General features: G+C 60.8%; 16 protein-coding genes and 3 pseudogenes. 8 read left to right on the forward strand and 11 right to left on the reverse strand.

The window, feature by feature from the left end; genetic code table 11:
* The first annotated feature begins 143 nt into the window (after positions 1 to 143).
* The 3 genes and pseudogenes from AB4N42_RS05635 (at position 144) to fdhA (ending at position 3,194) form a co-directional block, all read left to right on the forward strand.
* Positions 144 to 776, forward strand: a complete 633-nt coding sequence (locus AB4N42_RS05635; RefSeq protein WP_460115953.1) for a sarcosine oxidase subunit gamma — start codon at positions 144 to 146, stop codon at positions 774 to 776.
* A gap of 204 nt (positions 777 to 980) precedes the next feature.
* The gene (purU, locus tag AB4N42_RS05640) at positions 981 to 1,838 is read left to right on the forward strand and encodes a formyltetrahydrofolate deformylase (RefSeq protein WP_072389895.1); all 858 of its coding nucleotides are present in this window, start codon (positions 981 to 983) and stop codon (positions 1,836 to 1,838) included.
* A 155-nt stretch (positions 1,839 to 1,993) separates the two neighbouring features.
* Positions 1,994 to 3,194, forward strand: a pseudogene (gene fdhA, locus AB4N42_RS05645) (formaldehyde dehydrogenase, glutathione-independent).
* 152 nt (positions 3,195 to 3,346) lie between these two features.
* Here fdhA and AB4N42_RS05650 read toward each other — a convergent pair.
* The 3 genes and pseudogenes from AB4N42_RS05650 to AB4N42_RS05660 all read right to left on the reverse strand — a co-directional run.
* Positions 3,347 to 3,531, reverse strand: a pseudogene (locus tag AB4N42_RS05650) (hypothetical protein); the annotation flags it as partial.
* Positions 3,532 to 3,628: 97 nt separating this feature from the next.
* The gene (locus AB4N42_RS05655; RefSeq protein WP_460115954.1) at positions 3,629 to 4,204 is read right to left on the reverse strand and encodes a hypothetical protein; all 576 of its coding nucleotides are present in this window, start codon (positions 4,202 to 4,204) and stop codon (positions 3,629 to 3,631) included.
* Between the two features lie 95 nt (positions 4,205 to 4,299).
* The gene (locus tag AB4N42_RS05660) at positions 4,300 to 4,728 is read right to left on the reverse strand and encodes a DUF3757 domain-containing protein (RefSeq protein ID WP_217860507.1); all 429 of its coding nucleotides are present in this window, start codon (positions 4,726 to 4,728) and stop codon (positions 4,300 to 4,302) included.
* Positions 4,729 to 5,034: 306 nt separating this feature from the next.
* Between AB4N42_RS05660 and AB4N42_RS05665 the strand changes: the two genes are divergently transcribed.
* The gene (locus AB4N42_RS05665) at positions 5,035 to 5,604 is read left to right on the forward strand and encodes a DUF2780 domain-containing protein (RefSeq protein WP_030139286.1); all 570 of its coding nucleotides are present in this window, start codon (positions 5,035 to 5,037) and stop codon (positions 5,602 to 5,604) included.
* Here AB4N42_RS05665 and AB4N42_RS05670 read toward each other — a convergent pair whose 3' ends face one another.
* On the reverse strand, positions 5,605 to 6,492 hold the full coding sequence (locus AB4N42_RS05670; RefSeq protein ID WP_030139285.1) for an acyltransferase: 888 nt from the start codon (positions 6,490 to 6,492) through the stop codon (positions 5,605 to 5,607).
* A 246-nt stretch (positions 6,493 to 6,738) separates the two neighbouring features.
* Between AB4N42_RS05670 and rloA2 the strand changes: the two genes are divergently transcribed.
* The 4 genes and pseudogenes from rloA2 (at position 6,739) to creD (ending at position 10,958) form a co-directional block, all read left to right on the forward strand.
* Positions 6,739 to 7,245: a retropepsin-like aspartic peptidase RloA2 gene (gene rloA2 / locus AB4N42_RS05675; protein WP_202334990.1), complete on the forward strand. Its 507-nt coding sequence runs from the start codon at positions 6,739 to 6,741 to the stop codon at positions 7,243 to 7,245.
* Between the two features lie 69 nt (positions 7,246 to 7,314).
* Positions 7,315 to 7,995 carry a two-component system response regulator CreB gene (gene creB, locus AB4N42_RS05680; protein WP_202334991.1) on the forward strand — a complete coding sequence of 227 codons (681 nt, stop codon included), beginning with the start codon at positions 7,315 to 7,317 and terminating at the stop codon, positions 7,993 to 7,995.
* Positions 7,995 to 9,412 (forward strand): annotated as a pseudogene (gene creC / locus AB4N42_RS05685) (two-component system sensor histidine kinase CreC). Before creB ends, creC begins: the two are co-directional and overlap by 1 nt.
* A gap of 172 nt (positions 9,413 to 9,584) precedes the next feature.
* Entirely contained in the window at positions 9,585 to 10,958 is a 1,374-nt protein-coding gene (gene creD, locus AB4N42_RS05690; protein ID WP_460115955.1) for a cell envelope integrity protein CreD, read from the forward strand.
* A gap of 198 nt (positions 10,959 to 11,156) precedes the next feature.
* On the opposite strand, the gene AB4N42_RS05695 is transcribed toward creD, so the two are convergent.
* The 7 genes from AB4N42_RS05695 to AB4N42_RS05725 form a co-directional block, all read right to left on the reverse strand.
* Positions 11,157 to 11,786, reverse strand: coding sequence for a glutathione S-transferase (locus AB4N42_RS05695; RefSeq protein ID WP_460115956.1), 630 nt, complete (start codon positions 11,784 to 11,786; stop codon positions 11,157 to 11,159).
* A 75-nt stretch (positions 11,787 to 11,861) separates the two neighbouring features.
* Positions 11,862 to 13,160, reverse strand: coding sequence for an MFS transporter (locus tag AB4N42_RS05700; protein WP_258648429.1), 1,299 nt, complete (start codon positions 13,158 to 13,160; stop codon positions 11,862 to 11,864).
* Between the two features lie 335 nt (positions 13,161 to 13,495).
* Positions 13,496 to 13,678: a hypothetical protein gene (locus AB4N42_RS05705; protein ID WP_460115957.1), complete on the reverse strand. Its 183-nt coding sequence runs from the start codon at positions 13,676 to 13,678 to the stop codon at positions 13,496 to 13,498.
* Positions 13,675 to 14,805 (reverse strand): PepSY-associated TM helix domain-containing protein, encoded by a 1,131-nt coding sequence (locus AB4N42_RS05710; protein ID WP_460115958.1) that lies wholly within the window; start codon positions 14,803 to 14,805, stop codon positions 13,675 to 13,677. Before AB4N42_RS05710 ends, AB4N42_RS05705 begins: the two co-directional genes overlap by 4 nt.
* A gap of 230 nt (positions 14,806 to 15,035) precedes the next feature.
* The gene (locus tag AB4N42_RS05715) at positions 15,036 to 17,462 is read right to left on the reverse strand and encodes a TonB-dependent siderophore receptor (protein ID WP_460115959.1); all 2,427 of its coding nucleotides are present in this window, start codon (positions 17,460 to 17,462) and stop codon (positions 15,036 to 15,038) included.
* 220 nt (positions 17,463 to 17,682) lie between these two features.
* Positions 17,683 to 18,657 carry a FecR domain-containing protein gene (locus AB4N42_RS05720; protein WP_460115960.1) on the reverse strand — a complete coding sequence of 325 codons (975 nt, stop codon included), beginning with the start codon at positions 18,655 to 18,657 and terminating at the stop codon, positions 17,683 to 17,685.
* The gene (locus AB4N42_RS05725; protein WP_460115961.1) at positions 18,654 to 19,211 is read right to left on the reverse strand and encodes an RNA polymerase sigma factor; all 558 of its coding nucleotides are present in this window, start codon (positions 19,209 to 19,211) and stop codon (positions 18,654 to 18,656) included. Before AB4N42_RS05725 ends, AB4N42_RS05720 begins: the two co-directional genes overlap by 4 nt.
* Positions 19,212 to 19,539: the final 328 nt, after the last annotated feature.

Genomic DNA, 19,539 nt, shown 5'->3' on the forward strand with positions numbered 1-19,539 from the left:
AGCAAGCCCGCTCCCACAGGATTGAAGTCGCCAAAGGAATTTGAGCCAGGCATCAATCCAATGTGGGAGCGGGCTTGCTCGCGAAGACGGCAGGACAGCCACCACAAAGGCCGGAACTACAGAATTCAAGACAGGTGCTCCATATGACCGCAGTCAACGTGTACCAACAACGCCCAACCACCGGGGCCAAGGCCGAGTCGTCGCTGCACCATGCCGACCTCGCCAGCCTGGTGGGCAAGGGCCGCAAGAACGCCGGCGTGACCGTGCGCGAGAAAAAACTCCTCGGCCACCTGACCCTTCGTGGCGATGGCCACGACCCGGCGTTCGCCGCCGGCGTACACAAGGCCCTGGGCCTGGAATTGCCGGGCGCCCTGAGCGTCATCATCAAGGGCGAGACCAGCCTGCAATGGCTCGGCCCGGATGAATGGCTGCTGGTGGTGCCCACCGGCGAAGAGTTCGCCGCCGAGCAGAAGCTGCGCGAAGCCCTGGGCGACCTGCACATCCAGATCGTCAACGTCAGCGGCGGCCAGCAGATCCTCGAACTGTCCGGCCCGAACGTACGCGACGTGCTGATGAAATCCACCAGCTACGATGTTCACCCAAACAACTTTCCGGTAGGCAAGGCGGTGGGCACGGTGTTCGCCAAGTCGCAACTGGTGATCCGCCACACGAGTGAAGACACCTGGGAACTGGTGATCCGTCGCAGCTTCTCCGATTACTGGTGGCTGTGGTTGCAGGATGCGGCGGCTGAGTATGGGTTGAGCGTGCAGGCCTGACTAAGGTCGGACACTGTCTTTTTGTGGCGAGGGGATTCATCCCCGCTGGGCTGCGCAGCAGCCCCAAAAGCTTGATGTGATCAACCTGACACTCTGAAGTTGCAGGTCTAGGGGCTGCTTCGCAGCCCAGCGGGGATGAATCCCCTCGCCACAGGGTTCTGTGCTTAGCGGGGGATTTGTCCATAACAAACAGGAGTCACCGCAATGAGCCGCGCCCCAGACACATGGATCTTGACTGCCGACTGCCCCAGCGTGCTCGGCACGGTGGATGCGGTGACCCGCTTTCTGTTCGAGCAGGGCTGCTACGTCACCGAGCATCATTCCTTCGACGACCGGCTCTCGGCGCGCTTTTTCATTCGCGTGGAGTTTCGCCAGCCTGATGGTTTCGATGAGCAGAGCTTTCGCGCCGGCCTGGCCGAGCGTGCGCAAGCCTTCGGTATGGTCTTCGAACTGACGCCGCCGAACTACCGGCCCAAAGTGGTGATCATGGTCTCCAAGGCCGATCACTGCCTCAACGATTTGCTCTACCGCCAGCGCATCGGCCAGTTATCCATGGACGTGGTGGCCGTAGTCTCCAACCACCCGGACCTCAAGCCGCTGGCCGACTGGCACCAGATTCCCTACTACCATTTCCCCCTGGACCCGAACGACAAGCCGGCCCAGGAGCGACAGGTGTGGCAGGTGATCGAAGACACCGGCGCCGAGCTGGTGATCCTTGCCCGCTACATGCAAGTGCTGTCGCCGGAGTTGTGCCGCAAGCTCGATGGCAAGGCGATCAACATCCATCACTCGCTGCTGCCGGGCTTCAAGGGCGCCAAGCCGTATCACCAGGCCTACAACAAAGGCGTGAAGTTGGTGGGCGCCACGGCGCACTACATCAACAACGACCTGGACGAAGGCCCGATCATCGCCCAGGGCGTGGAGGTGGTGGACCACAGCCACTATCCCGAAGACCTGATCGCCAAGGGCCGGGACATCGAAGGGCTGACCTTGGCCCGGGCGGTGGGGTATCACATTGAGCGGCGAGTATTTCTGAACGCCAATCGTACCGTGGTGCTTTAGCCACAAGCTTCAAGCTTCAAGCCGCAAGAAAAGGCGGTATGCGTGCTTCTTGCGGCTTGTAGCTTGCCGCTTGAAGCTCAGGCATCAACCCGAGCAATCAACGCGCTGCCTGCCTGGGCAACGCAGTTCCACAAAAACAACAGCGAGGTGAAAGCATGTCTGGTAATCGTGGTGTCGTGTATCTCGGCAACGGCAAGGTCGAAGTACAGAAAATCGACTATCCCAAAATGCAGGACCCGCGCGGCAGGAAGATCGAGCATGGCGTCATCCTGCGCGTGGTCTCCACCAACATCTGCGGCTCCGACCAACACATGGTGCGCGGCCGTACCACCGCCCAGACCGGCCTGGTCCTGGGACACGAGATCACCGGTGAAGTGATCGAGAAGGGCAGCGACGTCGAGAACCTGAAAATCGGCGACCTGGTCTCGGTGCCGTTCAACGTGGCTTGCGGGCGCTGCCGTTCCTGCAAGGAGCAACACACCGGTGTGTGCCTGACCGTCAACCCGGCCCGTCGCCGGCGGTGCCTACGGTTACGTGGACATGGGCGACTGGACCGGCGGCCAGGCCGAATACGTGCTGGTGCCGTACGCCGATTTCAACCTGTTGAAACTGCCGGACCGCGACAAGGCCATGGAGAAAATCCGTGACCTGACCTGCCTGTCCGACATCCTGCCGACCGGCTACCACGGCGCCGTCACTGCCGGCGTTGGCCCTGGCAGCACCGTCTACATCGCCGGTGCCGGCCCGGTTGGCCTGGCCGCTGCTGCTTCCGCTCGTCTGTTGGGCGCGGCCGTGGTCATCATCGGCGACGTCAACCCGGTTCGCCTGGCCCACGCCAAGGCCCAGGGTTTTGAAATTGCCGACCTGTCCCAGGACACCCCGCTGCACGAACAGATCGCCGCGCTGTTGGGCGAGCCTGAGGTCGATTGTGCGGTCGACGCGGTTGGCTTCGAAGCCCGCGGCCACGGCCATGACGGCGTCAAGCACGAAGCCCCGGCCACCGTGCTCAACTCGCTGATGGGCGTGGTCCGCGTGGCCGGCAAGATCGGCATCCCCGGCCTCTACGTCACCGAAGACCCGGGCGCCGTCGATGCAGCGGCGAAGATGGGCAGCCTGAGCATCCGCTTCGGCCTGGGCTGGGCCAAATCCCACAGCTTCCACACCGGCCAGACCCCGGTAATGAAGTACAACCGCCAACTGATGCAGGCGATCATGTGGGACCGCATCAACATCGCCGAAATCGTTGGCGTGCAGGTCATCAGCCTGGACGACGCGCCGAAAGGCTACGGCGAGTTTGATGCGGGCGTGCCGAAGAAGTTTGTGATCGATCCGCACAAGTTGTTCAGCGCGGCATAAGGCTGTAGGCAAGACGGAAAAAGGGCGACAGTGATGTCGCCCTTTTTATTTTGTGCTTTCTCTCAGTTCCAAGTTCGCGAACCATCTCGTGCAGGCTCGTATCCGAAGGGTGTGGCAGGAAAATTCAAGAAATAACGGCTTGCCCTTGCTAATCAGGTAACTGCCGTAGCGGTCATGGCTTGCGCCTGTAGCCTGCGTCCGATTACATCCAGTAAGTCGCATCCGTCGCGCAGCGGAATGGATAACAACAAGGCGAAATCGTGGAGCACGACCGCGTCCGAGCTAAGCTCTTCGCGAAATGCGATGTTTTCCCGCAGTGGGTCACGGCGCGAATACGGTTCCGATGCAGTCGTGGCGAGGGAGCTTGCTCCCGCTGGGGTGCGAAGCGGCCCTTGCTTTTCAAAACGGGAGGGCGAGCTTTGCACTCGCCACGGTCATTCAGGGGCCTTCGGTGGCAGGACCCGCTCGCAGAACTCAGGATAAAATCCACGGGCGCTAGGGCCACGGCAATAATTCTGGGCCTGGGTCAAGGCCTCGCGGCTGAACACCATGCTTCGCGGCATGCTGGCGAACGTCACGTAGCCGCCCTGTCGCGTCTTGATGGCGTCGAACCCCGACATGTCGTAGACCAGTTCCACGTCATCATCGACAAGCATCCGTGCCTTGATCGTGACTTGCGTGTATTGCTTGCCGCCGGGGGCGCCATTGAGTGCGGCCAGGCCATGGCCAACCACACGCAGCATGTGATCGACCCAAGGTTCTGACGCCTGCGTCGCAGCGTCTGGACGGTAGAGCACGATCAGGGCTTGCTGGTCGCGTATGACTTCGGTCAGGGCCGGGTCCGAGCGCTTGATGCGATGTTCAACAGTCAGCCAGGACTTCTGTTCCTCACTGGTGTCGTCGGCAATATCCGGGTTGAGGGGGCCGCGTTGGCATTCGTTGACACCCAGGACGATGAGCATGCCTGTCAGGATAACGGCGAGTGTCGCACCGCCAATTTGTACGTTCATAGGCGAACTCTGGGAGAAGAAGCCGCACTTTACGGGAACTGCGCCGGGAAGGGCAGGCCGAAAGCTGAAGCAGGTGGACCATAACCCAATCAACCCTAATCAAAGTTGGCTAGAAAATAATCGGCGGTTATCAATTGGCACTGGTTGACGTCTTGGTTGTTGCAGGTGTTATCCAGCCACGCAGAATAGGCCGGTTCTTGAACGCTCGAATATTCAAGTATCAAGTTTATTTCGCCGTATCTGCATGTGACGGTCGTATGCGTGGGAAGTCCCTCGCCATTATTTTCAACATGCAATGCATAATCAGCACCCTTGAATGACAGCGATTGTGGGTTAACTGCATCCACAACGGATTGGCTCTGCCACTCGAACGCATTTTGTTCGTCGACAAAATAGATGTCTTCTACCGCTTCGATGTTTCGATGTATGTTCGCGGCGGAAGGACAGGTTATTTCACTCGCATGAACCTGGCCCATAGTCAACGATAATAGTGCGGTGCTGCCGGTCCATAAGATTTTTAACATCGCGCGCCTCCTGGCTCGGTCCGTAGCCATTATTGTGGCTGTCTCCGGGGCGGGCTACTGTCAGAGTTGACAGGTCGTCATGTCAATTTTGAATTATGTATGAATATTTAACAGCTAATTGCTCAGGTTATGAGTTGTTTAAGTTAAAAGCTAAAACTTTCCGAATTGTCTGTAGGAAGTTTCTGAAGATGCTGTTGAAGCTTATTAAGTTAATGATGGAACAATTCCCCGATGCCCCAGTCCAACGCTCGGTTTTCGCGCCGCTTCCTACGAAGCGGCTTTTTAATGGCAAGAGGGTATGTCCGGATGAAGGTTTCACGCGGTTTTGCACTGTCTTGCCTGCTGTCGTTGGCGGCCAGCCCGGTCTTTGCGCAGTTCAGCCTTGGTGATGCGGCCAATATGATCACGGCCATCCAGGGCGACGAGCAGGAGGGCGCCGTGGCCGCTGCGCCGAAAGCGGCCGGACTGCTCAATTCGCTGGGCTCGGAACTCGATATAACCCCCGAGCAGGCCATCGGTGGAGCAGGGGCAATGCTGGGGTTGGCGAAGAACCGCCTCAGCGAACCGCAGTTCTCCGAGTTAAGCAAAAGCGTGCCGGGGCTGGACCAGATCGCCGGCAACAGTGCTATCGGCGGGCTCAACGGCTTGGGCGGCTTACTGGGCGGCGGGTCGGAAAAGAACGCCTTGCTCGACGGCCTGCTGGGGAATGTCAAGGACACCAACGACCTGAACAATGCCTTCGGCGCCCTGGGCATGGACAGTGGCATGATTGGTCAATTCGCCCCGATTATCCTGCAATACCTCGGTCAACAAGGCGTAGCCAGTTCGTTGTTGCAGAACCTGGGCGGCATCTGGGGGAACGGCGCCGGTCTCTGATCATTCGGGCTCGTTGCGCAACGTGGCGATGCGTTGGTCTTTCTCGGCCCAGAGCTGGTTGACCCAATCCTGGACGTGTTGGCGAAACACCGGGTCGTTTTCGTAGTCGCCTTGCCATAGCGTGGGGTCCAGCTCGCGAGTCTTGATGTCGATGATGACCCTGGGCACGGCGCCGCTGATCAAATTCCAGAAGCCGGGGATTCGTTCCTGCGGATACACCACCGTCACATCGAGCACCGCGTCCAGTTGCTCGCCCATTGCCGCGAGCACGAACGCCACGCCGCCGGCCTTGGGCTTGAGCAGGTGGGTGAAGGGCGATTGCTGCGCCTGGCTCTTGGCTGCCGTGAAGCGTGTGCCTTCGAGGTAGTTCACCACGGTGACCGGCTGGCGCTTGAACAACTCGCAGGCGGCCTTGGTGATTTCCAGGTCGCGGCCAGCCAGTTCCGGGTTCTTCGCCAGGAAGGCCTTGGTGTAGCGCTTCATGAAGGGGTAATCCAACGCCCACCAGGCCAACCCAAGAAAGGGCACCCAGATCAGTTCTTTCTTGAGGAAGAACTTGAAGAACGGCGTGCGCCGGTTGAGGGTCTGGACGAGGGCGGGAATGTCGACCCAGGATTGGTGATTGCTGATCACCAGGTACGAGGTGTCGCCGCGCAGCCCTTCGCCACCGCGAATGTCCCAGCGAGTGGGGATGCACAGGGCGAAGATCAGCTTGTCGATTTCAGCCCAGGTCTCGGCGATCCACATCACCGCCCACGAGGCGTAGTCGCGAAAGCGCCCGGGCAGGATCAGCTTGAGCAGTGCGAACACCATGAGCGGCCCGAACAGCACCAGGGTGTTGAGCAACAGCAACAGGGTGACGAGACAGCCGGTGAGCAGGCGGCGCATAGACGACTCTTGAAAGCGGGTGGGCGGGCCATGATAAGCAAGCTTCGGGTGGTAGGCCAAATTGCGATGGACGAATGTTTCACCTTTTGGCCGGTATGCTGGGTGTGCTCTGTGGCGAGGGGATAAATCCCCTCGCCACAGAAGTAGTGCTTGGCTGGAGTTTCTCCTAGCCATTGCTACCGAAGTCAACCGAACGAATTCATCAGCCACGGTCTAAAAAACCACCCACACAGGAAGCCCTATTGCATGAAATCCCTTCTAGCCCTGCTTTCCCTGGTGGCCCTTCCTGCATTGGCCGCCGAACCCACGCTGTACGGGCGCTATGAATACATCGCGCTGCCGGAAATGGGCGGCGAAGTGCTCAAGGCAAAGATGGATACCGGTGCGCTGACTGCCTCGCTGTCGGCCAAGGACATCGAGACGTTCACCCGTGACGGCGATGATTGGGTACGGTTCCGCCTGGCGACCAAAGGCGCGAGCAACAAGATCTATGAGCACAAGATCGCCCGGATCAGCAAAATCAAGACCCGGTCCGAAGAGGACGAGGACGACGATGAAAAGATCGCACCCACCAAGCGTCCTGTGGTTGACCTGGAATTGTGCCTGGGCAACGTCAAGCGCACCGTCGAGGTCAACCTGACCGACCGCAGCAGTTTCAATTACCCATTGTTGATCGGCGCCAAGGCCCTTCGCGAGTTCGGCGCAGCGGTCAACCCGGCGCGGCGGTTTACCGCGGATAAACCGGACTGTTGATTTCCCCGATTGACGTGCCCCGAGGCTTGGGGCACCGTTCCGGCAACTTTCCTGTCGGGCTCGGACGCCATGCCGCATATTCTGATTGTCGAAGACGAAGCCGCCATCGCCGATACGCTGGTGTTCGCCCTGCAGGGCGAGGGCTTTGACACCACTTGGTTGAGCCTTGGCGCCGCCGCCCTCGAGCACCAGAAGCACACCCCGGCGGACCTGATCATCCTCGATGTGGGCCTGCCGGATATCAGTGGATTCGAGACGTGTAAGAATCTCAGGCGTTTCAGCGACGTTCCGGTCATCTTTCTTACCGCTCGGGATGGCGAGATCGATCGGGTCGTGGGTCTGGAAATCGGTGCCGACGACTATGTGGTCAAGCCTTTCAGCCCTCGGGAAGTGGCCGCCAGGGTCCGCGCGATTCTCAAGCGAGTGGCGCCGCGACCGGTCGTCGAGACGGGAGCCGCGTTGTTCCAGGTCGATCATGATCGCGTGCAGATCAGCTATCGCGGCAAACCGTTGAACCTGACTCGCCACGAATTTCGCCTGTTGCATTGCCTGCTGGAGCAGCCCGAGCGGGTGTTCAGCCGCGAACAGCTGCTGGATGCACTTGGCGTGGCCAGCGACGCCGGCTACGAGCGCAGTATCGACAGCCACATCAAGAGCCTGCGCGCCAAGTTGCGCCTGGTCAGGGCCGAGGCCGAGCCGATCCAGACCCACCGGGGCCTTGGCTACAGCTACAGCCCGGGGCACAGTTGATGTCCCTGGGAATCCGTATTTTCCTGGTCTACGTGCTGTTTATCGGCTTGACCGGCTATTTCGTGCTCAACACGGTGATGGAAGAAATCCGCCCTGGCGTGCGCCAATCCACCGAAGAGACCTTGGTGGACACGGCCAACTTGATGGCCGAAATCCTGCGGGACGATTTCAAGGCCGGGACGCTCGGCCAGAATCGCTGGCCTCAATTGCTCAAATCCTACGGAGATCGGCAGCCGGCGGCGACGATCTGGGGCCTGCCGAAAAACCAGGTCAGCCATCGTATCTACGTCACCGATGCCAAGGGGATCGTGGTGCTGGACTCTAGCGGCGTGGCGGTGGGCCAGGATTATTCGCGCTGGAACGACGTCTACCTGACCCTGCGCGGCCACTACGGCGCCCGCTCGACCCGCAGCGATCCGGATGACCCGGCGTCTTCGGTGATGCACGTCGGGGCGCCGATCCGTGACAACGGCCAGATCATCGGCGTGGTCACAGTCGCCAAGCCCAATAGTTCGCTGCAGCCTTATATCGACCGTACGGAGCGGCGGCTGCTGATCTACGGCGCCGGGTTGGTCGTGCTGGGCCTGTTGCTGGGCGCCCTGTTGTCGTGGTGGCTCAGCGCGGCGTTGCGCCGCTTGACGGTATATGCCCAGGCGGTCAGCCAGGGCCGTCGGGTTGAGGTGCCGCATTATCGGGGGGGGAATTCGAACAACTGGCCGGCGCTGTCGAGCACATGCGCACGCAACTCGAAGGCAAGGCGTACGTCGAGCGATACGTCCATACGCTGACCCACGAACTCAAGAGCCCGCTGGCTGCGATCCGTGGCGCCGCCGAGCTGCTGCAGAGCGACATGCCCGCTGCCCAGCGACAACGGTTCGTCAGCAACATCGACAGTGAAAGCGTGCGCATGCAGCAACTGATCGAACGCTTGCTCAACCTGGCCCAGGTCGAGCAGCGCCAGGGGCTGGAAGAAGAAGTCCCGGTGCCGCTGGCGGCGTTGATGGATGAATTGTTGGAAGCGCGTGGTGGCTGGATCGAAAGTCGCCAGTTGAGGATCGAGCAGCAAATCGCCGCCGATCTGGCGCTGACCGGAGAGCCGTTCCTGTTGCGCCAGGCCTTGGGCAACCTGTTGGAAAATGCCCTGGATTTCACGCCTGCCAACGGGCTGCTGCGGGTCAGCGCCGAGCGCACCGGCAACCGCGTCGAATTGCGCCTGTTCAACCAGGCCGAGCCGATTCCCGACTATGCCTTGCCACGCCTGAGCGAGCGTTTTTACTCTTTGCCTCGCCCGGGTACCGGCCGCAAGAGCACAGGCCTTGGGCTGAATTTCGTCGAGGAAGTGGTGCAGTTGCATGGTGGTGAGTTCAGTATCGGCAATGTCGAGGGCGGGGTGGAAGTGGTGCTGCGGTTGCCTTGAAACCACGTCCTAGGAAATGAAATACAGTTGTGGCGAGGGAGCAAGCTCCCTCGCCACAGGTTTCTCTTTGGGTCGGATAACTTCTACTCTCCACACAATCTCCACATTCGCCCCATAAACCCCCCACACTGCCGCGCCAGACTCTCCCCCATTCGAACAGGGAGAGCCTCACATGAACCGCAGTCTCGCTATAAAACTGGGCATGATCGCCCTCTTGATCCTCTTGCTGATGATCCCGCTGTTGATGATCAACGGCCTTATCGACGAGCGCCAGGAATTGCGCGATGGGGTGTTGCAGGACATCGCCCGCAGTTCCAGCTACAGCCAGCAATTGGTCGGGCCGATGATCATCGTGCCGTATCGCAGGGACGTGAAGGTGTGGAACACCAACGAAAAGACCGGCGTGCGTTTCCTGGAAACCGTCCAACGAAGTGGCGAGTTGTACTTCTTGCCGGAACAATTCGAACTCGACGGTCAGATCCGCACCGAAACCCGTGCCCGGGGCATCTACGAGGCGCGTCTGTTTCATGCCGACAACCGGATCGATGGCCGCTTCAAGGTGCCGGAGCACTATGGTGTCGCCCCCAAGGATTTCGCCGACTACCGCTTCGATGAACCGTACCTGAGCGTTGGCATCAGCGACATTCGCGGTATCGAGAATGCGCTGACCCTCACGCTGAACCAGAAGACCGTTGATTTCCTGCCTGGCTCGCGCCTCAGCTGGTTGGGGCAGGGTGTGCACGTGCCGTTGCCGATGATCACTGCCCAGGGCAGCCCCGAGCTGACTTTCGGCTTCGATCTGCGCTTGCAAGGCACTGGCGACCTACAGATTCTTCCGGTGGGCAAGGCCACCAAAGTGCACCTGTCCGCCGACTGGCCGCACCCCAGCTTCATCGGCAACTACTTGCCAGTCAATCGCGAGATCAACGAGCAGGGTTTCAGTGCCGATTGGCAGACGTCGTTTTTCTCCACCAACCTCTTGGAGACGCTTCAAGCCTGCGTGCCCACCGATGGCTGTGAAGCGTTCCGCAGTCGTGCGTTCGGTGTAAGTTTCGTCGATCCGGTGGACCAGTACCTCAAGAGCGATCGAGCGATCAAATATGCGCTGCTGTTCATCGCGCTGACCTTCGCCGGGTTCTTTCTCTTCGAAGTGCTCAAGAGCCTGGCAGTGCACCCGGTCCAATATGCGTTGGTGGGCGTGGCCCTGGCGTTCTTCTATCTGTTGCTGCTGTCGCTGTCGGAACACATCGGCTTCACCTTGGCGTACCTGGTGTCGGCCAGTGCCTGCGTGGTGTTGATCGGATTCTACGTCTGCCATGTGCTGCGTAGCGTGGGCCACGGCCTGGGCTTTTCCGCGGGGTTGGCGGGGTTGTATGGCTTGCTCTACGGCCTGTTGAGCGCTGAAGACTACGCGTTGCTGATGGGCTCGCTGTTGCTGTTCGGTCTGCTGGGCGTGTTCATGGTGCTGACCCGCAAGCTGGACTGGTACGGCGTGGGCGCGAAACCTGCGGCGGCGATGAGCTTCGATCTGGGAGAGGTGAAATGAGCCGGTCGTTGGGGCTGCGTGAGGATCAGCGAGAGGGAGAAAAGTTGGTGATGCTCATTACTGGGTTGTTTCCTCTGGATCCGGTGCGCTGCCATCGCGAGCAAGCTCGCTCCCACAGGGGATCCCGGTGGTCAAAACAAAGCAACCCAATGTGGGAGCGGGCTTGCTCGCGATGAGGCCGGATCAGTCAATGCCAAACTAAACCCTGGGCACCGTCTCGGCCATTGAAGGTCGCAGGCTCACCTCGGCAAACCACGCCGCCAACTGCGGATTGGCCTTGCGCCATTCCAGGTCCGGGTGGCGCAGGTCCAGGTAACCCAGGGCACAGGCGACGCTGATGGCGGCGATGTCGAAATGGCTCGCCAGTTCGGCAATCGCCTCGGCTTCGAGCATGGCCAGGGCGCGACGAATCTTGTCCCGTTGCGCATCGAGCCATTCGTCCCAGTGTTTTTCCGCAGGGCGCAGCGCGGTCTCATAACGGATCATCACCGCCGCGTCCATGATCCCATCGGCCATTGAGGCCAGGGTCAGGCGCCGCCAGCGTGCCGCGCCATCCCGAGGGATCAGCGGGTTGCCGACGTGCTGGTGGTCGAGGTAATCAAGGATCACACGGCTGTCATGGATCACCGTTCCGTTGGCCAGGCGCAGGGCCGGGATCTTGCTCAACGGGTTTTCATCGATCAACGCGCGGTCCGGCTTGACCGGCGTGAGCAGGCTCAGTTGCAACGCCACGCGGTCTTGCTGGCCGGTCTCGTGCAGCAGCACCAGGACCTTGCGGACGAAGGGCGAAGCAGGGTTGTGAAACAGCGTCATGCTGGGGGTGGACATGGTGGACGTCTCGATCAGGGGCGTGTTGCGCAGCATAGCGCGACCGAGCCAAAAGTGGCCCGGTCGCGTCGTGCATCAGGCTGCGGGTTGCAGCGCTTGCGCGTCGGGCTGCGGCGTTGTCGGCTGATGCTTGAGTTCCCGGGCAACGGTCCAGACGATGAACGCAGCCACCACGTCGAAGATCGCCAGCAGCACGAACAGCGGGCTGTAGCCGATCTTCGTCACCATGACGCCGAACAACAGCGTGAAGGCGGCAGCACCCAGGTAACCGAACATCCCGCCCATGCCGGTCGCCGTGGCGACTTCGTTCTTGCCGAAGGAGTCGGAGGTGATGGCGTATAGCGCACCGGAGAGTGTCTGGTGGGCAAACCCGCCGACGCAAAGCAGGGCGATGGCGGTATACGGGCTTGCGACGAGGCCGATACAGGCCGGGCCGATCATGCAGGAGGCACCAAACAACAGCACCATTTTGCGGGACGTGAACAGCGATACCTTGCAGTACTTGTGGAAAAACGGGCTCAGGTAGCCACCCAATACGCAGCCAAGGTCGGCGGCCAGGAAGGGCAGCCAGGCAAACATCGCGATCTCCTTGATGTTCATGTGCCGCTCGGTCATCAAGTACAACGGAATCCAGGCGTTGAACGTCTGCCAGGCCGGCTCGGAGAGGATCCGGGCGCTGGCGATGGCGTAGAAGTTGCGGCTGGCGATGATGCGTTTCCAGCTGCCTTTTTTCGGCGTCGGGTCTTGGAAGTGCGCTTCCTGGCCGCTGAGGATGTAATCACGCTCGGCGTCGTCCAAAAGCTTCTGGTCACGGGGGTGCTTGTAGAAGACCAGCCAGAGGAAAGTCCAGGCCACGCCCAGGCCGCCAACGATCAGGAACGCCAGTTCCCAGCCACTGTTCAGGATCGCCCAGACCACCAGCGGCGGCGCCAGCACGGCGCCGATCGAGGAACCGATGTTGAACCAGCCGATTGCAACCGAGCGTTCCTTGGCCGGGAACCATTCGGTGGAAGTCTTCACTGCGGCCGGCAACCCGGCGGCTTCTGTCAGGCCAAGCAAGCCGCGGAAAAACGCCAGGCCCTGCCAACCGGAGGCCATTGCCGCTGCGGCGCAGGCGATGGACCAGGCGAAGGCGAAAATGGCGAAGCCCATCTTGGTGCCGATGGCATCGATGATGTAGCCGGCCACCGGTTGCATCAGCGCGTAACAGATCTGCCAGGCCACGACGATGTGGGAGTATTGCTCGGTGGAGATGCTCATTTCGCTCATCAGCGTCGGAGCAGCCACGGAAAGGGTGTTTCGAGCCAGGTAGTTGACCATCAGGCCGGCCGTGACCAGGCCGACCATCCACCAGCGGATGCCTTTGATTTTCATCACTTCACCATCAATTATTTTTGGATTTGGTGTCTTCGGTGCAGCATGGCTGCGAGAGGACGTCAGCCGGCGACGGCGCGGGCGATATACGTCAGGAAGCGGCGAGAGGTGGAGATTTCGGAGGCTGATCGACTGCGGGTCATTTCGCCTTTCACTCGGAATTTTGTTATGGGTGCGTTGTAGGTTGTCGTACAACTGGCGCCTTTATAAGAGTGCAAGGATTAATTTGTCAATAAATATGTCAGAGATTGCCTGGTCGGAAACCGTCGTCGTTGAGGTTGTCGGCGTATGACATGGCGGGGAGCGGGCGTCAGATCGATTCCTGACGCCTGTCGTCAACGGCGGCGCGGGAGCAATCCCCACACCGCCAGCGCGGAGGGTATCCCCAACCCGACCCAGCTCAAGGCGTCCCACATGCCATCGCCGAGCAGGGCGCTGAACAATCCGGCGGCGCAAAGCACGCCGATTGCGCTGGGGATCGCGAATACCTTCCAGAAATTTGACTGCCGAGGCCTCACGACGTGACCTCCGCACCGACGGTCGCGCGCTTGGCGGCTTTACGTCGAACGATCCACAGGTAGACGCCACTGCCCAGGACGACGATGGTCAGCACGTCCAGGGTCGCCCAGAAGATCTGCATCGGTCGGCCGCCGTAGTCGCCGAAATGCAGTGGCAGGGACAGGCTCATCATGTCCATGTACCAGGGACGTTCAGCCACGGCGGTGACGTCCAGGGTGCTGGCGTCGATCAGGACCGGCGTCAGCAAATGGGAGGTCAGGTGGGTGCTGCCTTTCATGAACACGCTGTAATGGTGTTCGCTGGAAAACAGCGTGCCGGGGAAAGCGATGAAGCTCGGCTCCATGCCAGGCGCGACGTCCTTGGCGATGTCCAGCAAGCGGGTTGCCGGTGCCAGTTCGGTCAATGGCGGGGCGTTGCGATAGGGTTCGACCATGGCGCTGAGGCTGTCGTTGCGCCACGCGGCGATGATCAAGTCGGCGCAGGCGGCGATCACGCCGGTGACGCCAACGGTCAGCGCCCACACCAGCGTGACGACGCCGATCAGGTTGTGCAGGTCGAGCCAGCGCAGGCGCGTGGATTTGTCCTGGCGCACCGTGGCGAATTTCAAGCGGCGCATGAATGGTAAATACAGCACCACGCCGGAGACGATGGCGATCACGAACAGGAAACCCATGAACGCCAGTAGCAACTTGCCCGGCAAGCCAGCGAACAGGTCTACGTGCAGGCGCAGCATGACCATCATGAAGCCGCCGTTGGCCGAAGGCATTTCCAGGGCTTCGCCGGTGCGCGCATCGAGCATGAACGTGTGGGATGAGTTGGGTTCGGTGCCCGGCGTCGGCGCCATGATGGTGATGATGCCGTTGGGGTCGTCCTCGTCCCAGCCAAAATACTGGACCACCTCGCCCGGGCGATGGGCCTTGGCTTTTTCCACCAGTTGTTGCAGGTCCAGCGGCGGCGTATCGGCCGGCATTTCCCGAAGCTGCGGAGCGTCGCCCAGCAGGTGTTCGATTTCATGGTGGAAGATCAACGGCAGCCCGGTGATCGCCAGCATCAGCAGGAACACTGTGCAGATCAGGCTGGTCCAGGTGTGGACGAAGGACCAGCGGCGGATGGTTTTGCTTTTCATGATCGGTCCGAATGCAAAAGGGCACCTGTAGTAATAGCGCGGTTCGCTTGGCGGGTACTCATTGTGGCGAGGGAGCTTGCTCCCGCTGGATCGCGGAGCGGTCCCAAGCTTTTTGGGGCTGCTACGCAGCCCAGCGGGAGCAAGCTCCCTCGCCACGGTTTTGTGCCCTTACATGAACCGTGTTGCATCCAGCGGGTGCCTCTAAATAGGTTTACGCAAATGCTAACCGTTTACCATTTGTAATTCACGCTGGCGACGACGTTGCGTTGGTCGCCGTAGTAGCAGTAGGAGCCGTCACAAGTGGACAGGTAGTCCTTGTTGAAGAGGTTCTTCGCGTCCACCGCGACCGTGACGCCCTTGAGGGTCTTGTTCAAACGACCGAGGTCGTAATGGGCCGAAGCGTCATACACCGTGTAGGACCCGACATGCCCCCAATCGGTGTTGGTGGTGTTGCCGTAGGTATCGCCGACATAACGCACGCCGGCACCGACACCAAAACCGTCCAGCGGGCCGTTGTGCCAGGTGTAGTCGGCCCACGCGGTGGCCTGGTGACGCGGTACCTGGGCCATGCGCTTGCCTTCTTCGGCTGCGGTGCCCTTGGTGATCTCGCTGTCGTTATAGGTGTAGGAACCGATCAGCTTCAGGTTGTCGGTCACGTCGCCGGAGGCTTCCAATTCGACGCCGCGGACGCGAACCTCGCCCACTTGGCGGGTGATGTTGTTTTCGGTGACGGAGTTGTTTTTTTGCGTCAAGTCGAACACCGCGGCGGTCAGCAAGGTCTTGGTGCCGGGTGGCTGGTACTTGATACCCGCTTCGTATTGTTCGCCTTCGGTGGGCTTGAACGCTTGGGTGCTGTTGACGGTAGAACCCGCTGCCGCCTGGAACGATTGCGCGAAGGAAATATAAGGCGTCACGCCGTTATCGAAGACATAGCTCAGCGCCGCGTTGCCGCTGAATTTCTTGTCGCGCAGGGTGTCGGTCGCGTTGTTCTGGTTGTGGAATTCGGTGCTAGTGTGAATCCAGTCTTCACGACCGCCGAGGGTCAGGCGCCAATTGTCCAGGGCGATCTGGTCCTGGATATACAGACCAGTCTGGTTGGTCTTCTGGTTATAGTCGTACATGGTGAAGTACTGGACGTTGGAAAAGTCCTGCCCGTAGATCGGGTTGTGGATGTTGCTGTCGGGGACGCCGTTGGAGCCCCAGAGCCATTTTGAATTTGCATTGGAGCGCTGGTGGTCCAGGCCCAGCAGCAAGGTGTGGCTCACTGCTCCGGTCTGGAAGTCGGCTTGAATGTTGTTATCAACGGCGAACTGACTGACATCTTCGTTGACGATCCCGGCGCTGCGCTTGACTGTCCCGTCGGGACTCACTGCCTGATCAGGTGGGAACGTCCCCGCTGTAATTCCCTGGAACTCGAGATCACTCTTGGTATAGCGCAGGTTCTGGCGGAACTGCCAGGTGTCGTTCAGGCGGGTTTCAAAGGCATAGCCCAACGCGTAATAAGTTCGATCGTAGAATTCCCAGTCCGGATCGCCCAGGTTCTTGTGATGGGAAATCTTGCCCGCCGGCGAGGACAGCTTGGTGCCTTGCAATGGCAGGAATTGCCCGGTGATGCCGGTGTCGTCGCGGGTGTATTGCGACAGGAAGGTCAGGTGCGTGTCGTCATTGATATTCCAGGTCAGGCTCGGGGCGATGTTGTAGCGCTTGTCCGGGATGTGATCGACCTGGGCGTTGCTGTCGCGCACGGTGCCGCTGAGTCGATAAAGGAACTGGCCGTCGTCATCGACCTTGCCGGTGCTGTCGAAGTTGATCTGCTTGTGCTCGTAGCTGCCGGCCTGCAATTCGACTTCATGGCTGCTTTCAGATTGTGGGCGACGGCTGACCATGTCGAGCATGCCGCCAGGCGGCGTCTGCCCGTAGACCGAGGAGGCCGGGCCACGCAGCACGGCGATGCGCTCAAGGTTCCAGGTTTCGATTTTCGGCGTGACGTAGTTGCCCTTGGGCAGCGGCAGGCCATCGAGGAATTGGGTCGGCACGAAGCCGCGCACCAGCAGCCAATCGTTACGTGAGTCCGAACCGTAGCCGCTGCTTTGCACGCCGGCGGTGTAGCGCAAGGCGTCGTTCAGGTTGAGGACGGAGCGGTCGTCCATCTGCTGGCGCGTGACCACCGAGACCGAGCGGGGCAGCTCGACAATCGGCGTATCGGTCTTGGTGCCGGCGGCGGTGCGGGTAGCGGCGTAGCCCTCGGTCGGCCCCCACGCGGTTTCGCTGACGCCTGCGCCGATCACGCTGGTTTCCGGCAGCATCAGCACTCCTTCAGGCGCGGCCACCAGGCTGAAGGTGCCGGCGCTGCTTTGTTCCAATTGCAGACCGGTGCCCCGCAAGGCTTCGCGCAGCGCGCCAGTGGCGTCGAACTGACCCTGGACCGGCGCCGATGTCTTGCCGGAAGCCAGGGACGGATCCAGGCTCAGGGCGAGGCCGGCCTGGCTGGCGATCTGGGTCAGGGTGCTGGCCAATGGCGCAGCGGGCAGGTTGTAGGCGCGCAAGCTTGAGGCCTGCTCGGCGGCCAGCAGCGTGGCGCTGGTCAACGGGGCGGCAAGGGCAATGGCAACGGCCAGCAGGCTGGGGCGCAACAGGGTCTCAAGCGGGCGGGACATACGGCGGCTCCTGAATGGAAATATTTCTCAATTGCCTGTGTGCCGGATGAAGTTCGGAAAGTGATAGGGCTGGATAAAAATAATTTAGATTAAGATTGATATTGGTGGCTTTGTGCTGGCATCCATGGCCCCTTCGCGAGCAGGCTCGCTCCCACATGGGAATGCAAACCTTGTGGGAGCGAGCCTGCTCGCGAAGGAGCCATTACTGGCGCAACATCTTTCAGCGTTTGGCGTCGACCCGTGGCCCCACCATCACCCACCACCGCGTGTGATGCTCGACCTGCACCGGCAAGGTTGGCAGCAGGGCGGTCAGGGCCAGATCGGTATCGTGCAACGGGAAGCTGCCGGTGATCCGCAGGTCAGCCACTTGGGGCTCGACGCCGAGATAACCACGTCGATAGCGCCCCAGCTCCTGGACCAGGTCTTCAAGGCGCGCGTTATCCACCACCAGCATGCCGCGGGTCCAGGCATCGGCGCCGGGCTTCAACGCCAGGGTTGGCCCGAGGCCATTCCGGCGCATCAGCACTTGCTGGCCTTCACGCAGGATCTGTTCTCCATCGGTGGCCTGCGGATGCGCCGCCACCGCGGACTTCAGCACGCTCAGGCGCGTGCCCTGGTCTTCGAGCCTCACTAGGAAACGCGTGCCCAGCGCGCGCATGCTGCCTTCGCGCGTCTCGACGATGAAAGGACGCGGATCGTTGTGGCCGGTTTCCACCAGGATCTCGCCTTCCTGCAGGACGATACGCCGCTGCTTGTCGTCGAAACGTACGTCCAGCGCACTGTGGGTGTTGAGGTTGATCAACGTGCCGTCCGCCAGGCGCAACGTGCGCTGTTCACCCGTGGCGGTACGCTGGTCGGCCAGCCAATAATCCAGTGGCAGGTAACGATCACCGGCGAACAGCGCCAAGCCGATGACCGCGACGATGCTGGCCAGTCCGCTGCCAACCTTGCGCAGGCGTCGGCGGATGCCGACCCGCGATTGCAGCAACACGGCGCGCGCCGGGCCGCTGGCGACGTTGAAGCGCTGGTCGAGCATGCCCAGTTGTTGCCAGGCGCGAGCATGTTCCTCATCGGCGGCATGCCATTGGGCGAATGCTTCGCGGTCCTGACGGCTGCTCGAGTCCAAGGACAACTGCCAGGCAATGGCCGCGTCCAGAACGCGGGCCGAAACCGGTTTTCCGTGGGCTGCGGTCATGTCGGCTCACCATAAAGCGCGATGTAGCACTGCCGCATGCCTTGGGCCAGGTATTGCCGTACCCGTGGAACCGAAACCCCCAGGCGCTCGGCGATTTCAGCGTGGCCGAGGCCATCGAGGCGGTTATAGAAGAAGGCGGCGCGGGCCTTGCTGGACAACTTGCCCAGCAGGCGATCGATGTTCTTCAGGTCTTCGAGGATGAGTTGTTGCTCTTCTACCGATGGCTGCTCGTCTTCTGGAATCAGCATCAGTTCGGTCAGGTAGGCCTGTTCGAGGGCGGCCCGACGGAAGTAGTCGAACAACAGCCCCTTGGCGATCGCCACCAGAAACGCACGTGGTTCCCGGGGCGCCTTCAATTCCTCGCGACCCAGCAAGCGCACAAACGTGTCCTGGCTCAGGTCCTCGGCCCGCTGCGCGCAGGCCACGTTGCGCCGTAGCCATGCCAATAGCCAGCCGCGATGGTCACGGTACAACGCACCAACCAAATCACTATGAGGAGTAGTGCCCGGTCTCACAAGTACCGTCCCTTTTTTGACGGTGTCTGCTGCCGTCATGCTGTGTTGCCGCTCCTCGCCATAGCGGGCTATGACTCGTCGCGGCGCCTTGCCTGACGACAGCAGCCACTCGTCAAAAAAGGGACGGTACTTGTGAGACCGGACACTAGGGACTGACGACACGGAACATCACCGATGTTTTAAGTAACGAGAATTGTTCGCGATTGTGGCAGAGGCGGGGGAGGGAAAGCAATTGGCGCTGGTCGGGGTATGCAATACCCCTGTGGAAGCGAGCTTGCTCGCGATAGCGGTGGGGCAGTCGCATTGGGGGGACTGATGCTGCGCCATCGCGAGCAAGCTCGCTCCCCCAAGGGCTAGGTGTGCTCAA

This window comes from Pseudomonas sp. H2_D02 (assembly GCF_054677635.1).

Coding starts and splice junctions, on each gene's coding strand:
- AB4N42_RS05670 (WP_030139285.1), bottom strand. CDS start 6,492: ATGCGCCGCCTGCTCACCGGCTGTCTCGTCACCCTGTTGCTGTTGCTC.
- AB4N42_RS05720 (WP_460115960.1), bottom strand. CDS start 18,657: ATGACCGCAGCCCACGGAAAACCGGTTTCGGCCCGCGTTCTGGACGCG.
- AB4N42_RS05665 (WP_030139286.1), top strand. CDS start 5,035: ATGAAGGTTTCACGCGGTTTTGCACTGTCTTGCCTGCTGTCGTTGGCG.
- AB4N42_RS05715 (WP_460115959.1), bottom strand. CDS start 17,462: ATGTCCCGCCCGCTTGAGACCCTGTTGCGCCCCAGCCTGCTGGCCGTT.
- AB4N42_RS05660 (WP_217860507.1), bottom strand. CDS start 4,728: ATGTTAAAAATCTTATGGACCGGCAGCACCGCACTATTATCGTTGACT.
- AB4N42_RS05635 (WP_460115953.1), top strand. CDS start 144: ATGACCGCAGTCAACGTGTACCAACAACGCCCAACCACCGGGGCCAAG.
- creB (WP_202334991.1), top strand. CDS start 7,315: ATGCCGCATATTCTGATTGTCGAAGACGAAGCCGCCATCGCCGATACG.
- rloA2 (WP_202334990.1), top strand. CDS start 6,739: ATGAAATCCCTTCTAGCCCTGCTTTCCCTGGTGGCCCTTCCTGCATTG.
- purU (WP_072389895.1), top strand. CDS start 981: ATGAGCCGCGCCCCAGACACATGGATCTTGACTGCCGACTGCCCCAGC.
- AB4N42_RS05710 (WP_460115958.1), bottom strand. CDS start 14,805: ATGAAAAGCAAAACCATCCGCCGCTGGTCCTTCGTCCACACCTGGACC.
- creD (WP_460115955.1), top strand. CDS start 9,585: ATGAACCGCAGTCTCGCTATAAAACTGGGCATGATCGCCCTCTTGATC.
- AB4N42_RS05725 (WP_460115961.1), bottom strand. CDS start 19,211: ATGACGGCAGCAGACACCGTCAAAAAAGGGACGGTACTTGTGAGACCG.
- AB4N42_RS05695 (WP_460115956.1), bottom strand. CDS start 11,786: ATGTCCACCCCCAGCATGACGCTGTTTCACAACCCTGCTTCGCCCTTC.
- AB4N42_RS05655 (WP_460115954.1), bottom strand. CDS start 4,204: ATGAACGTACAAATTGGCGGTGCGACACTCGCCGTTATCCTGACAGGC.
- AB4N42_RS05700 (WP_258648429.1), bottom strand. CDS start 13,160: ATGAAAATCAAAGGCATCCGCTGGTGGATGGTCGGCCTGGTCACGGCC.